Origin of the sequence: Sporolactobacillus inulinus, assembly GCF_006539285.1 — a bacterium.
GTDB classification, from domain to species: domain Bacteria; phylum Bacillota; class Bacilli; order Bacillales; family Sporolactobacillaceae; genus Sporolactobacillus; species Sporolactobacillus inulinus.
The window spans coordinates 1-14047 of record NZ_BJMS01000038.1 but is presented as its reverse complement, the minus strand read 5'-3'; the positions used below and the strand labels follow the sequence as shown (position 1 = coordinate 14047).

Annotated in this window: 13 protein-coding genes and 1 other annotated feature; all 13 genes read right to left on the bottom strand. The window is 47.4% G+C overall.

The genetic code is table 11. The features are described 5' to 3' along the window. Positions 1 to 142: 142 nt before the first annotated feature. Positions 143 to 790 (bottom strand): RNA polymerase sporulation sigma factor SigH, encoded by a 648-nt coding sequence (gene sigH, locus SIN01_RS07135; protein WP_010024058.1) that lies wholly within the window; start codon positions 788 to 790, stop codon positions 143 to 145. A 78-nt stretch (positions 791 to 868) separates the two neighbouring features. Beyond that, positions 869 to 1375 carry an NYN domain-containing protein gene (locus tag SIN01_RS07130; protein WP_010024057.1) on the bottom strand — a complete coding sequence of 169 codons (507 nt, stop codon included), beginning with the start codon at positions 1373 to 1375 and terminating at the stop codon, positions 869 to 871. A gap of 6 nt (positions 1376 to 1381) precedes the next feature. Beyond that, positions 1382 to 2119: a 23S rRNA (guanosine(2251)-2'-O)-methyltransferase RlmB gene (rlmB, locus tag SIN01_RS07125; RefSeq protein ID WP_010024055.1), complete on the bottom strand. Its 738-nt coding sequence runs from the start codon at positions 2117 to 2119 to the stop codon at positions 1382 to 1384. Beyond that, positions 2112 to 2540, bottom strand: a complete 429-nt coding sequence (locus SIN01_RS07120) for a Mini-ribonuclease 3 (protein ID WP_010024053.1) — start codon at positions 2538 to 2540, stop codon at positions 2112 to 2114. Before SIN01_RS07120 ends, rlmB begins: the two co-directional genes overlap by 8 nt. Then, positions 2537 to 3934, bottom strand: coding sequence for a cysteine--tRNA ligase (gene cysS / locus SIN01_RS07115; RefSeq protein ID WP_010024052.1), 1398 nt, complete (start codon positions 3932 to 3934; stop codon positions 2537 to 2539). Before cysS ends, SIN01_RS07120 begins: the two co-directional genes overlap by 4 nt. 5 nt (positions 3935 to 3939) lie before the next feature. Beyond that, positions 3940 to 4596 carry a serine O-acetyltransferase EpsC gene (gene epsC / locus SIN01_RS07110; RefSeq protein WP_010024051.1) on the bottom strand — a complete coding sequence of 219 codons (657 nt, stop codon included), beginning with the start codon at positions 4594 to 4596 and terminating at the stop codon, positions 3940 to 3942. 76 nt (positions 4597 to 4672) lie between these two features. Then, positions 4673 to 4887, bottom strand: a binding site (T-box leader). Between the two features lie 65 nt (positions 4888 to 4952). Then, positions 4953 to 6434 carry a glutamate--tRNA ligase gene (gene gltX / locus SIN01_RS07100; RefSeq protein WP_010024049.1) on the bottom strand — a complete coding sequence of 494 codons (1482 nt, stop codon included), beginning with the start codon at positions 6432 to 6434 and terminating at the stop codon, positions 4953 to 4955. 130 nt (positions 6435 to 6564) lie between these two features. Beyond that, positions 6565 to 7050, bottom strand: coding sequence for a 2-C-methyl-D-erythritol 2,4-cyclodiphosphate synthase (gene ispF / locus SIN01_RS07095; protein WP_010024048.1), 486 nt, complete (start codon positions 7048 to 7050; stop codon positions 6565 to 6567). A gap of 3 nt (positions 7051 to 7053) precedes the next feature. Then, the gene (gene ispD, locus SIN01_RS07090) at positions 7054 to 7743 is read right to left on the bottom strand and encodes a 2-C-methyl-D-erythritol 4-phosphate cytidylyltransferase (RefSeq protein ID WP_010024046.1); all 690 of its coding nucleotides are present in this window, start codon (positions 7741 to 7743) and stop codon (positions 7054 to 7056) included. A 36-nt stretch (positions 7744 to 7779) separates the two neighbouring features. Then, positions 7780 to 8883: a PIN/TRAM domain-containing protein gene (locus SIN01_RS07085; RefSeq protein WP_010024044.1), complete on the bottom strand. Its 1104-nt coding sequence runs from the start codon at positions 8881 to 8883 to the stop codon at positions 7780 to 7782. A 120-nt stretch (positions 8884 to 9003) separates the two neighbouring features. Continuing rightward, complete coding sequence (gene radA, locus SIN01_RS07080) at positions 9004 to 10413, bottom strand: DNA repair protein RadA (RefSeq protein WP_010024042.1); 1410 nt, start codon at positions 10411 to 10413, stop codon at positions 9004 to 9006. Between the two features lie 124 nt (positions 10414 to 10537). Next, the gene (clpC, locus tag SIN01_RS07075; RefSeq protein WP_010024040.1) at positions 10538 to 12988 is read right to left on the bottom strand and encodes an ATP-dependent protease ATP-binding subunit ClpC; all 2451 of its coding nucleotides are present in this window, start codon (positions 12986 to 12988) and stop codon (positions 10538 to 10540) included. Between the two features lie 351 nt (positions 12989 to 13339). Next, positions 13340 to 13798, bottom strand: coding sequence for a CtsR family transcriptional regulator (locus SIN01_RS07070; RefSeq protein ID WP_010024039.1), 459 nt, complete (start codon positions 13796 to 13798; stop codon positions 13340 to 13342). Between the last annotated feature and the right edge of the window lie 249 nt (positions 13799 to 14047).

Here is a 14047-nt window from a genome sequence, read left to right as displayed (position 1 = left end):
TGCCCGGAGATGATGTCTGCTTTTCTGCAAGTAAAAGAAAGAAAGGCGTAAAACCGCCTCTCTTGACGTTCTTCATATACTCTTCAAACTTATCACAAGTAACAATAGCATGTCAACAAGCGCATGGGCTCGGAGGCGGTCCTCAAATACTGAATTCTTCCACATGCATGCAGTGTTCTAATTTCCGCTTCACGCGTTGCAGCGCATTGTCGATCGACTTCACATGACGTTTCAAGTCAACAGAAATTTCCTGATAGGTTCTGCCGTCCAAATACTGCCGGAGTACTTTGCGCTCCAAGTCACTGAGTACTTGGGACAGTTTTTCCTCGATATCATCGCACTCTTCGCGGCTAATCAGCATCTGCTCGGGATTGCTCATCTTTGATTCGCACACCACATCCATCAGCGTTCGTTCCGATTCCTCATCATAAATCGGTTTATCAAGCGAAATGTATGAATTTAATGGAATATGCTTTTGACGCGTCGCTGTCTTAACCGCCGTAATCATCTGGCGCGTGATACATAGTTCTGCAAACGCCTTAAACGAAGCCAGCTTGTCCCCACGATAGTCGCGAATTGCTTTAAAAAGACCGATCATGCCCTCTTGAATGATGTCTTCTCGATCTGCGCCAACGAGGAAATAGGCCCTCGCTTTTGCGCGCACAAAGTTTTTATATTTAAAAATGAGATACTCCAAGGCTTGGTTATTTCCCTCTTGAATCGCTTTCAATAGTTCTGTGTCTTTTTGTAAAACAAAAGCTGCATTTGCCTTAACCGGATTATCAATCATCTTTAAACCCCCCGAGCACTAGATGCCTTTTGTTGTGTGAACATTATACATTATAATTTTCGAAATCGTCAATCATTTTCAGAAACCTCTGCGCATTTGTTCCAATTTTCTACGTGTCGCCTCATCAAGATAAATTTTTGTGATCGATGCTTTGCGTTCATTGCTTGTGCTTTTCTTTATTTCCCGCTCAATTTGGCGGATTTCCTCAATGAGTTCTCGTGACGGTTTTCGCAGCGCGCCTTGTGAAAAAACCGCCCACTGTTCAGCCATATCCGAGGTTGCGACATGAATACGTGTCTTCACATTTTGCAGTTTTTTAATCAACCCCTCAATCTTTTGATCGGCCTTCTCGCTCTTTTTGGTATAGATTATATCGATCTTGGATTTCTTGGTTTTTGTTTCTTTACCCGGAAGCAGATAGGCATCAAAAATCAGTATGACCTGCCAGCCGGTGACCGATTGATACTCCGACAGCTTATCGATCAGCATATCGCGTGCACACTCAAAGTCATCCTTTTGAATTTGTTTCAGCTCAGTCCAGGCACCGATAACATTGTAGCCGTCGACAATCAGAATATCTTTCATGGCGCGTCATCCTTGCTTTTCACGGCGCCGAAGCACTTCGTACATGAGCAGGCTGGCTGCAACAGAAGCGTTCAGCGAAGTTACCTTGCCCTTCATCGGCAGACGGATCAGAAAATCGCATTTCTTGCGTATTAGCTGCGACATTCCTGCTCCTTCATTTCCGATCACAAGACACAACGGCATCGTGAAATCTGCTGAACGGTAATCCTCGCTTCCATCAGCTGCCGTTCCAGCAAACCAGACGCCTTGTTTCTTCAACGCATCGATCGTGCTGGCTAGGTTTGCCACGCGCGCAACCGGTACGTATTCGATCGCTCCGGTTGATGCTTTTGCCACCACAGAAGTTAACCCAACGGAACGCCGTTTTGGAATAATGATCCCATGGCAGCCGGAGGCATCGGCGGTTCGCAAAATCGATCCGAGATTATGTGGATCTTCAACATTATCCAACATCATGAAAAACGGTTGTTCCTCGCGACGTACCGCCAGAGCAAACAAGTCATCAATCTCTGCGTATCGGTAGGCGGCAATTGAGGCGACAACCCCTTGATGCTGGGTTGATTTCGATAGCTGATCCAGTTTCTTTTTCGGGACGAACTGGAAGGCAATTCCGCGCGATTTGATTAAATCCAGCAAATCACCAAGTCCCCGTCCTTCTTTATTCAGCCATACTTTATTTATCTCTCTACCCGATCGAACTGCTTCTGAAACCGGGTGACGTCCAATAATCCATTCGTCACTCATTTTGACCGCTCCCCTCGACCGGATGATCTTCAAACATTTTTTCCATAATCGCGTCAATCCGCTCTTGTTTGCCCTCCAGGAACAACGTGCCAATCAGCGCTTCGAATCCGGTACTGAAATTATACGTTTGGACATCCGTATTTCTTGGCACGGAATGCGATTTCGCATTGCGCCCGCGTCGCACCGTATTGCATTCGTCATCGGTAAGAAACCCTTCATCCATGAGTTCATGCAAGAACCGGCACTGCGCTTTTGCCGATACATAATCGACAGCCTGAGCGTGCAGCGCATGAGGTTTCGTTCTTCCTGAATGATCGATCAGCATTTTGCGAACGTACACTTCAATCACCGCATCGCCCATATAAGCAAGAGCAAGACTATTGAGCTGTTTCGGATCTGTTTTGGTCTGGTCGCCTTTCATACGGCACCTCGTTTCCAGCGCACGCCCTGAGGCGTATCCTCAAGAATAATTCCTGCATCTTTCAGCTGATCACGAATGGCATCGGCGACGTCAAACGCTCTATTTTTGCGTGCTTCCTCGCGCTTCTGGATCAACGCTTCAACGTCACGATCAACGATACTGCCTGTTGCGTCTTCAAGGGTCAGCCCAAGCACAGCCGGAAGCTCTGTCAATACCTGAAGATAAGCCTGCAGCTGCTCAATGGTACTCGCCTCATTCTGAAGCGCAATGTTCGCGTCGCGCGCTGCATCAAAGAGGACAGCAATCGCATTGGCCGTGTTGAAGTCATCATTCATCGCTTCGATAAACGGGTTCCGATACTTTTCGATAATCGTCTCATTTGCTGCTGCCGATTCGCTCCCGTTTAATCGGTGACTCAGATTGTAATGGGCGGTCTTAAGGCGTCCGAAGGCCTGCACCGCGTCATTTAACAATTCATCACTGAAATTAATCGGGTGTCGGTACTGGACGGTAAGAATGAAGAAGCGAACAACCTGCGGATCAAATTTTTTGATCAGATCATGAACTAGAATCACATTACCAATCGATTTCGACATTTTCTCATGATTAATCTGAATATGCCCGTTATGCAGCCAGTAATGCGCCATCGTTTGATGATGCAGTGATTCGGACTGTGCAATTTCATTTTCGTGATGCGGGAACGTCAAATCCGTCCCGCCGGCGTGAATATCGATGGTGTTGCCCAAATACTTTTCAACCATCGCTGAGCATTCGATATGCCAGCCCGGCCGTCCATCGCCCCATGGGCTGGCCCATTTGATTTCTCCTGGCTTCGCTGCCTTCCATAAAGCAAAATCAAGCGGATCTTCCTTGTCTTCACCGATCTGGATCCGCGCTCCCGCCTTTAGGTCATCAATCGATTGATGCGATAATTTGCCGTATTCCTTGAACTTACGCGTTCGAAAGTAGACATCACCGTTCGATTCATAGGCGAATCCGGATTCGACCAGTTTATGAATAAAAGCAATGATTTCCGGCATCGTTTCCGTCGCTCTCGGATGAACCGTTGCCGGTTTCACATTCAGCGCGCCGGTGTCCTCCTTGTAAGCCTTGATAAACTGTTCGGCAATCTCTGGAACCGATTGATGGCGTGCTTTGGAAGCATTAATCAGCCGATCGTCGACATCGGTAAAGTTGGATACATAGTTAACTTTATACCCTTGGTACTCAAAATACCTGCGAACCGTGTCGAAAACAACCGCAGGGCGTGCGTTGCCAATATGAATATAGTTGTATACCGTCGGTCCGCACACGTACATTCGTACTTTGCCTTCTTCAATCGGATGAAAGGGTTCCTTTTTCCTTGTCAGCGTGTTGTACACGTTTAATCCCATTTCATTCACTCCTTTTCTTTTTGCAGTGCACTTAATTTCTGAACTTCGTTTTGCAAAGCTTCTATTTGCCGCTCCAGCCGCTGCATTTTATCCGCAACCGGATCCGGGAGATCTGTGTGGTTTAAATCATGGTGATGAACCTTGACGCCGTTTTGGCGGACGACACGTCCTGGGATGCCAACAACCGTTGAATCCTGCGGTACATTATGCAGAACAACTGATCCGGCCCCAATCTTCGAATGATCGCCGATTGTGATTGAGCCGAGCACCTTCGCGCCTGCCGATATTAAAACATCGTTTCCAATCGTAGGGTGGCGCTTACCTTTTTCTTTACCCGTACCCCCGAGTGTGACCCCTTGAAAAAGCGTCACATCGTCGCCGATCTCGCATGTTTCACCAATCACGATGCCCATGCCGTGATCCATAAAAAAGCGTCTGCCGATCACCGCACCGGGATGAATTTCAATGCCTGTAAAAAACCGCGAAACTTGCGACAAAGCGCGGGCGAGAAAAAAGCGTTTCTTCTTCCATAGCCAATGCGCGATGCGGTGCGTCCAGATCGCGTGCAGACCTGAGTAGGTTAAAATGACTTCCCATTTGCTTCTGGCCGCTGGATCTTGGTCAAAAACATTGTGCAGATCTTCTGCAATAATGCTGCGCACAGATATCCGCCTCCTTGCTGCTTTCCATACTTTCAGAACCGTTCATGTATTAAAAAAACGCCTTTGTGCCGGTCGACACAAAGACGCCTCTTTGGCGCGGTTCCACTTTGTTTGAGATAATCTCCACTCTGTGCCGATAACGGCGGCTGCCGTCTTCGCCTACTGCTTTCTGTTTCGGCGATCCACTCAGAGGGGCAATTCGATCATCTGCTTCCCGAGCGGCTTCCAGCCTATGGCCGCGTTCTCTGTCCGGGTGCACAGATCTCTACTTAACCTCGTCATCGTTCGTTTACTAACACATTATGCGTATTGCGGAAAAACGTCTCCTTCAGGAAGCTGCTTTCTGCCTGAACAGCTCAAACGGTCTGTTCCGATGAAAGATAGGTTTCCAGCCGTTTGAGTACAAGTTCTTTTCCGAGCAACTCAAGCGCTTCAGGAAGCTCCGGACCATGCTGCGATCCGGTTGCAATCACGCGAATTGGCATATACAGTTTCCAGCCGCGTTGCTTCGTTTCCTTTTGTGTCACTTTGATCTTCGGCGCAATCGCTTCGGCTGTCCATTCCGGAAGATTACGCAGCTCGCGGTCAAAGACCGTCAGGACATCTTTCACTTGTTCGCCTTCAAGAATCTTCTGCTCGTCCTTTGTCAAATCCGTTTTAACAAGATCATGATTAAAGAACATGTCGCACAAGTTGACAATGTTTGCACCATAGTGCAGCTGTTCCTGATATAAAAGGACAACTTTTGTCGCCCATTCGCGCTGCTTATCCGTCATATCGGCAGGAACTAAGCCTGCATCAATCAGGTACGGCAGTGTCATTGCAACATAGTCTTCTTTGGACATTTTCTTAATATACTGCCCATTCATCCATTCAAGTTTTGACTTGTCAAACATTGCCGGCGATTTGCTTAACCGGTCGGCATCAAACAATTTGATAAATTCATCACGCGAGAATAGTTCTTCTTCGCCCTTTGGCGACCAGCCGAGCAAGGTGATGAAGTTGAACAATGCCTCCGGAAGGAAGCCAAGATTCTTATACTGTTCGATAAACTGAACGATGCTGTTGTCGCGTTTGCTCAATTTCTTATGATTTTCGTTAACGATTAGGGTCATATGACCGAAGACCGGCGGCTCCCAGCCAAAGGCCCGGAACAAGAGGATCTGTTTCGGTGTGTTTGAGATGTGTTCTTCACCGCGAAGGACATGCGTCATCTTCATCAAATGATCATCAATAACGACCGCAAAATTATAGGTCGGCACACCGTTTTGCTTGACGATCACAAAATCGGTAACGTCATCTGAGTCAAAAGCCAGATGACCTTTGACAATGTCGTCAAACTCAATTTTCTGATCGTCAGGAATACGAAAACGGAGGGTTGGTTTTCTGCCTTCAGCTTCGTACTGTGCAATTTGTTCCGGCGTCAGATGACGGCATTTCCCTGAATAGCCCGGTGTATGCCCGCTTGCCATCTGCTCTTCGCGTTCCGCCTTCAGTTCTTCAGGCGTGCAGTAGCACTTGTAAGCAAGTCCTTGTTCGAGAAGCTGTTCGTAATACTTTTTATAGATATCGAGACGTTCCATTTGGCGGTAAGGGCCGTATGCTCCGCCGACATCGACACTTTCATCCCATTCAAGGCCGAGCCATTTCAAATAGTTAAGCTGACTTTCTTCCCCGCCCTCAACGTTACGTTTTTGATCAGTGTCTTCAATACGAATAATAAATTTGCCGCCGGCATGGCGTGCAAAAAGATAATTAAAAATTGCGGTACGCGCATTTCCGATGTGCAGAAAGCCTGTCGGACTCGGCGCATAGCGTACCCTGACTTCTTCTGTCAACGCATTCACCACTTTCTGTTATTCACTTTTATTTTAGCACGTTCTATGCAATGGTTGTTCATCAAATGCATGAAAAAGCAAAAGAAACGGCGCAATTTCCATCGAATACTTTCCATCGAATACTAATGGATTATTCCTCAGTTGTCCTTTTTTCAACAAGGCAAATGGCTTCTGCCGCGATGCCTTCCCCTCTGCCGGTGAAGCCCAGTTTCTCCGTTGTCGTCGCTTTGACGTTAACCTGATCCTCTGAAAGGTTCAAAACGTGTGCAATCACTTGGCACATCTCGGCAATATAAGGGGCGAGCTTCGGTTTCTGGGCAATAACCACGCTGTCCACGTTGCTGATCGCATAGCCCTTGGCGCGCACGATACCGGCGACTTCTGCGAGCAGTTGCTTGGAGTCCGCATCTTTATAAGCTTCATCGGTATCCGGAAAATGCTTGCCTATATCGCCTTCCGCAACTGAACCGAGCAGCGCATCGCTGATCGCATGAAGCAGAACATCAGCATCCGAATGACCGACGAGTCCCAGTTCGTAGGGGATCGTGACACCGCCGATAATCAAGTCGCGATTCTCTGCTAATTGGTGAACATCGTAACCATGACCAATTCTCATGGGTTATTCCTCCTCTCTCTCCATGAACAGCTGCGCGATCAGCAGGTCTTCCGGGGTTGTCAGCTTGATATTGCGATAACTTCCTTCAACCACAGCAACAGGCATCCCGAGCCGTTCAACTAATGACGCGTCATCCGTACCCATAAAATGTGCAGCAGCACTCTGTTGATGTGCTTCTCGGATCACGGACAATCGAAAAGCCTGCGGGGTTTGTGCCGCCCACAAGCTTTTTCTTTCTAATGTTTTCTCAACTTCTAAATGAGCTGCCTGCTTTATCGTATCCTTCACAGGAACTGCAAGCAGCGCAGCACCATATTCCTGAGCTGATTCAACCGCTTTGGCAATGCACGCATGCGTGATGAACGGGCGTGCACCGTCATGAATCAGAACAATCATCTCCGGATCTTGAGGCAGTCGCTCAAGCCCTGAACAAACGCTTTCCTGCCGTTCTTTTCCACCTTCTGCAAAAGCTCTTACTTTTTCCAAATGATAGTGTTGGACTAATGCGCGGAATTGATCCGCTTCATCAGCGCGTGTAACGATTACAATACCGGAACACATGGGATCCGTCTCAAAAACACGCAGCGTCCGCACAATCACCGGTGCTCCTGCTAAATCGAGTAGCACTTTATTTGTGTCGGCGCCCATTCGCTTTCCTTGACCTGCGGCGAGAACAACCACCTGATAGTCCATCTGATATGGCCTCCGAATTGAAGGCAATCTGCTTTCTCAGAGTGCCTTCTCAAGCAATTTAGGCTTGGCAAAGATCATTCGGCCAGCAGATGTTTGCAAAACACTGGTTATGATGACGTCAATCGTCTTGCCTATATACCTATGTCCTTCTTCTACCACAATCATTGTCCCATCGTCAAGGTAGCCAACCCCTTGATTCTGCTCTTTTCCATCCTTAATTACTTGCACGCGCAATTCTTCACCCGGAAGAACAACCGGTTTTACTGCATTTGCCAGATCATTGATGTTAAGCACCGGCACCTTCTGAAACTCACAAACCTTGTTCAGATTAAAGTCATTTGTCACCACAATCCCGCCGATTTCTTTAGCCAAACGAACAAGCTTGCTGTCTACTTCGGTAATATCGTCATAGTCGCCTTCATAAAGATCAACGTGAATTGAATGATCTTTTTGAATTTTATTCAGAATGTCCAAGCCGCGCCGACCACGGTTTCGCTTCAACACATCCGATGAATCGGCAATATGCTGCAGCTCCTCCAGAACAAAATGCGGGATAACCATTGTCCCTTCAAGAAAACGCGTCTGGCAGATGTCGGCAATGCGCCCATCGATAATGACACTGGTATCAAAAATTTTGTAAGGAATATAGTCGGTAGCTTGCGTATTTTCTGCAGAAAGATCTTTCTTCTTATCTTTTGTTTTGGACGGCAACCGGAAAAGGCTGATCAGCTCGTCACGCTTTTTAAAGCCAACTTGAAAGAAAAAATAACCGAGAAAAATATAGATAAAGATTCCCAGTATCGTACCAATCCCTCCAGGCAGACTCGACAGCGGCAACTGAATTAAGAAGGCAATCACTAAGCCTAATCCAAGCCCCAATGTACCAAATAAAACATCGGTGACCGGTGCCTTGATGATCCGATCTTCAAAGGCTTTAATCAGATGTACCAATGAGTCCACAAACAAAAAGGATAAAAATGCCATGATCACTCCGCCAACCACCATACCGGCAAAAGGCGAGCTGAGCCATCCCGGAGTGCCGCTTCCTAAATTTAATAGAAAAATGATTTTTGGTAGATAAACAAAACCAAGTGTACCGCCAATTAATACAAAGAATAGTTGAATCACCCGTTTTATCATTTCCATTCACCTCCCCAACCCATTATAGACAAATTACAAAAATCAAAACTTGCTTTTTTTCAAGATGTTCACTTTTTCTCATGCCGCACCTCTTGCTTCTTCTCTTAATCTCACAAATATTTAAAAATCAGATGGGAAAAAATCCGGCTCTGGAGCGGCTTCGCGTTCGGTCCCCAAGGCGAGTTGAATGGCCTGAGCAAGAGAGTCGACGCCGATCACGGAAACACCATCCGGTACGGACCAACCGCCAAGATTCTTAGACGGAACAAAAATACGCGAGAAACCAAGCTTGGATGCTTCGTTGATCCGTTGATCAATACGCGAGACGCGTCGAACCTCACCGGTCAAACCGATTTCACCGACAAATGCATCGGTCACTTTCGTCGGTCGATTGTTAAAACTGGAAGCAATACTTATGGCAACAGCAAGATCCACTGCCGGTTCATCAAGCTTCACGCCACCGGCCACATTGATGTATGCGTCTTGATTTTGGAGCAAGAGACCCACCCGTTTTTCCAGCACGGCCATCAGCAGGGCAATGCGGTGATTGTCGAGACCTGCCGCCATACGGCGCGGATTGCCGAAGCTTGTCGGCGTGACTAATGCTTGGACTTCGACCAAAAGAGGACGCGTCCCCTCCATGGAGGCTGTGACCGCAGATCCCGCCGCCCCTTTGGCCCGTTCTTGCAGAAAAATTTCCGAAGGATTGGCAACCTCAACAAGTCCGCCTTCCTTCATTTCGAATACGCCCATTTCATTCGTTGAACCGAAGCGGTTTTTAACCGCCCTAAGGATACGAAAGGTGTGATGGCGTTCTCCTTCAAAATATAATACAGTGTCCACCATGTGCTCAAGTGTCCTTGGTCCTGCCAAAGCGCCATTCTTGGTCACATGCCCGACAATGAAAACAGCGATGCCTTGCTGCTTGGCGAGTCTAAGCAGATATGCCGTGCACTCCTTGACTTGGGAAATACTTCCTGGTGCGGACGAAAGCTGCGAATTATAGATCGTCTGAATCGAATCAATGATCATAATTTCCGGATTCACCTGTTCGATTTGACGCTCAATCTGACCTATATCGGTTTCAGCGAGTACATAAAGTGCATCAGAAGTGACTCCGAGTCGTGTTGCCCGCATTTTCGTCTGACGAACGGATTCCTCACCGGAAATATAGAGGACGCGGTGCCCGCCTCGTGCCAGTTGGTCGGAGGTTTGCAGCAACAGGGTCGACTTCCCGATCCCGGGATCACCGCCGACGAGCGTCAGCGAAGCAGGAACAACGCCGCCGCCGAGGACACGATTCAGCTCAGTCATCCCGGTCTTAATTCGAGGTTCTTCCTCCAGAACGACCTCAGTCAACCGGGAAGGCATGCTTACCGGCCCGCTGCCTTGCCTCAACCCAGGCGCAGCCGGTCTGATGGCCTCCTCAACCAATGTGTTCCATTGCTGACAGCCAGGGCATCTCCCCATCCATTTTGGACTCTCATAGCCGCACTCTTGGCAAATATAAACGGTTTTGTTTTTTGCCATCGGATCACTTACCCTTCTTTATTCTGAACCTGAAAAAGCTTCTCTAAATAACTAAAGAAGCCAAGGCTTTATCAAAAACTTTGGCTTCTTTAAAATCATAACGAAACGTTGATTTGGCTGACGCTCAAGATTTCAGTACGGCTTCTTCCTTTTTCTGATTCACCGAATATTCTCCGTCTTGATAATCTATGACAACGTTCGTACCTTTCTTAATATTGCCCTTCAACAGCTCTTCGGACAATTTGTCTTCGACCTTGCGCTGCAATGCCCGGCGCAGCGGACGCGCGCCGTATTCAGGATCGTAGCCTTCTTCAACAATCTGTCGTTTTGCCGCATCCGTCAGGTCAATTTGTATGCCTTGATTTGACAGTCGATTTCTTAATTGATCGGCAAGTAAAGTGACGATTTCCATCAATTCTTCCTTCTTCAATTCATGGAAGACAATGATTTCATCAATTCGGTTTAAGAATTCCGGACGGAACGCACGTTTCAGTTCGCCCATGACCCGTTCTTTCATTTCCTTATACTCATGACCTTCTTCATCCACTGAGAAGCCAACATACTTATTCTTTTTTAATTGGCTTGCGCCAACATTTGAGGTCATAATAATTGCCGTGTTGCGAAAATCGACGGTCCGGCCCTTTGAATCCGTTAAACGTCCGTCATCAAGCACTTGAAGCAGAATATTGAATACATCCGGGTGTGCCTTTTCGATTTCGTCAAACAAGATCACCGAATAAGGTTTTTGACGTACCTTTTCTGTAAGTTGTCCGCCTTCATCATGACCAACATAACCTGGCGGCGATCCAACGAGCCGTGATGTTGTATGCTTCTCCATGTACTCGGACATATCGATACGTATGATCGACTCCTCGTCGCCAAACAGTGTTTCAGCAACCGCACGCGCAAGCTCCGTCTTGCCGACACCGGTTGGCCCGAGGAAAATAAAGGAGCCGATCGGCCGTTTCGGATCTTTCAATCCGGCACGCGCCCGGCGAATCGCATGCGAAATTGCATTGATTGCTTCATTTTGTCCGATGACGCGCTCATGTAGAATCGATTCCATGTTCAGCAGTCGTTCGCTTTCTTTTTGCTCCATTTTGACAACTGGAATACCAGTCCAGTTCGACACAACAAGTGCTACGTCATCGGGAAGTACTTGCGTATTTTCTTTGCCCTGCTTTTCTTTCCATTCTTTTTTGCAGCGATCAACCTGTTCTTTTAGCTTCTGTTCCTGATCACGAAGTGAGGCCGCTTTTTCAAATTCCTGACTCTGCACCGCGGAGTCTTTTTCTTTTTTAACCGACTCAAGATGCTGTTCCATTTCCTTTAGGTTCGGCGGAGCCGTGTAGGAACGCAGCCGAACTTTCGACGCTGCCTCATCAATCAAATCAATCGCTTTATCCGGCAGGAAACGATCCGAAATGTAGCGGTCGGACAGGCGAACCGCCTCTTTGATCGCTTCATCTGTAATCTTTACGCGGTGATGCGCTTCATAGCGATCGCGCAGCCCTTTCAAAATCAGAACGGATTGTTCCTTTGTTGGTTCCTTAACCTTGATCGGCTGGAAACGTCTTTCCAAAGCCGCGTCTTTTTCAATGTACTTACGGTATTCATCAAGTGTCGTGGCACCGATGCACTGCAGCTCGCCGCGAGAAAGTGACGGCTTCAAAATATTTGAGGCATCGATCGCTCCTTCCGCACCGCCTGCGCCAATCAGCGTATGCAGTTCATCAATAAACAGAATGACATTGCCGGCTTGACGAATTTCGTCCATTACCTTTTTTAAGCGGTCTTCAAACTCGCCGCGATATTTTGTACCGGCGACAACGGTTCCCATATCTAAAGTCATGACCCTTTTTTCCCTTAGGATTTCCGGGACTTCATTGTTTACAATTTCTTGTGCCAGCCCTTCAGCTACTGCTGTTTTACCAACACCAGGCTCACCAATCAGAACAGGGTTGTTCTTCGTACGGCGGCTGAGGACTTCAATCACTCGCTCAATTTCTTTGCTTCGTCCGATAACCGGATCAAGAGAGCCGTCACTGGCCATTGCGGTCAAGTCACGTGCCAAACTGTCCAGCGTCGGCGTGCTCGCATGCGATGCATTCCGTCCTTGAGCACTGCCTGAGTTCGCTTCATGGCTGCCGAGAAGCTGTAGAACTTGTTGACGTGCTTTATTCAAACTGACCCCAAGATTATTCAAGACTCGGGCAGCAACTCCCTCGCCCTCGCGGATCAGACCGAGCAGAATATGCTCCGTTCCTACGTATGAATGCCCGATTTTTCTTGCCTCATCCATCGAAAGTTCAATAACGCGCTTTGCGCGCGGTGTGTAGTGCGGGGTCTGTACCTCATCGGTGCCTCGGCCGATTAATGCTTCGACTTCCTTCTGGATTTTTTCAGGATCCAGATTCAAAGCAAGCAACGCTTTGGCAGCGATACCGTCGCCCTCACGTACGAGGCCGAGCAGAATATGTTCTGTTCCAATATTATTATGCCCAAGACGCATCGCCTCTTCCTGTGAAAGCGCGAGTACTTTTTGAGCGCGTTCTGTAAATCGTCCAAACATCATAACGGTGGCCTCCTTTAGTTGCTGTTTCCTTTCACTGGCCTTAGTCAATCAATACGGCTTCAAAAAACCTTTACCTGTACACTATTCATTAAAAGGTCATTTTGATCTTTCTCCACCTGTTTTTCGGAATGAAACAGCTAATGAATACTCACAAGACGCCGGTATCTAATACTATTCGGCAGCAGGGCAGCCAAATCCTCTTTGCACTGAAAAAAGATGCCAACGCTGAGCGAGGATAGCTCACTGTGCTGTTCTGCTGCTCATTCCTAATTTAGTATATTATTATAGCCAAACAAAAAGGTATTTACCAAGATGAAGCCTTCAAGCATTCTGCAATGCTGAGACAGAAGCTCATCTGCTGTATGTGAGTGAGCGAAGCATTGCCTTCATAAGATTCGCTCGCAGCTCATCTCTTAGAGGGATATCTATGTTAATCGCTGTATGATTCATAACCGTCATCATCAATCGTGCTTCGCGGTCGCTGAGCACATCTTCCTCAAGCAGATGCATGACAATCGATTCCGCCATACTTTGCGTTAACCGATAGCCGATGAGGCCGATCATTTCATCAATCAGTTCCGCATCGGTAACCGGGCGCACTTTGACCACTTGAATGTAGCCGCCGCCGCCGCGCTTGCTTTCGACGACATAACCACGCTCAATGGAAAAACGTGTCTTTAAAACATAGTTGATCTGTGAAGGGACACATTGAAACCTTTCCGCCAATTCACTTCGCTTCAACTTGATGATATCATTCGAATCGAGAATTTCTTTAATATACTTTTCAATAATATCAGAGATATTTCTCACCGTAGCACCCTCCCTGACTTTGACTAACTTTGACTATACCTTTATTATGGATGATTTTCAGGAAATAATCAACTGAACAAGCGATTTATTACGTCTAACACCACATTTTGAGAACTCCTCATCCACTCAGCGGATGCTCACTTCTCATCGAAAACAAATTCACAGGTACTAGCTGATGGATCGGGGGAGCGTCACTTCGTAGCCCCTTTAAATGGCTAACTTATAAGAAAAACCGGGCAAAATACGCCC

Bases quoted from the DNA above. Each gene is read 5' to 3' on its own strand.
- SIN01_RS07130 (WP_010024057.1), bottom strand. From the start codon at position 1,375: ATGAAAGATATTCTGATTGTCGACGGCTACAATGTTATCGGTGCCTGG.
- cysS (WP_010024052.1), bottom strand. From the start codon at position 3,934: ATGGGATTAAACGTGTACAACACGCTGACAAGGAAAAAGGAACCCTTT.
- radA (WP_010024042.1), bottom strand. From the start codon at position 10,413: ATGGCAAAAAACAAAACCGTTTATATTTGCCAAGAGTGCGGCTATGAG.
- ispF (WP_010024048.1), bottom strand. From the start codon at position 7,050: ATGAGAATTGGTCATGGTTACGATGTTCACCAATTAGCAGAGAATCGC.
- SIN01_RS07085 (WP_010024044.1), bottom strand. From the start codon at position 8,883: ATGATAAAACGGGTGATTCAACTATTCTTTGTATTAATTGGCGGTACA.
- sigH (WP_010024058.1), bottom strand. From the start codon at position 790: ATGATTGATAATCCGGTTAAGGCAAATGCAGCTTTTGTTTTACAAAAA.
- rlmB (WP_010024055.1), bottom strand. From the start codon at position 2,119: ATGAGTGACGAATGGATTATTGGACGTCACCCGGTTTCAGAAGCAGTT.
- clpC (WP_010024040.1), bottom strand. From the start codon at position 12,988: ATGATGTTTGGACGATTTACAGAACGCGCTCAAAAAGTACTCGCGCTT.
- ispD (WP_010024046.1), bottom strand. From the start codon at position 7,743: ATGGACTATCAGGTGGTTGTTCTCGCCGCAGGTCAAGGAAAGCGAATG.
- SIN01_RS07120 (WP_010024053.1), bottom strand. From the start codon at position 2,540: ATGAAAGGCGACCAGACCAAAACAGATCCGAAACAGCTCAATAGTCTT.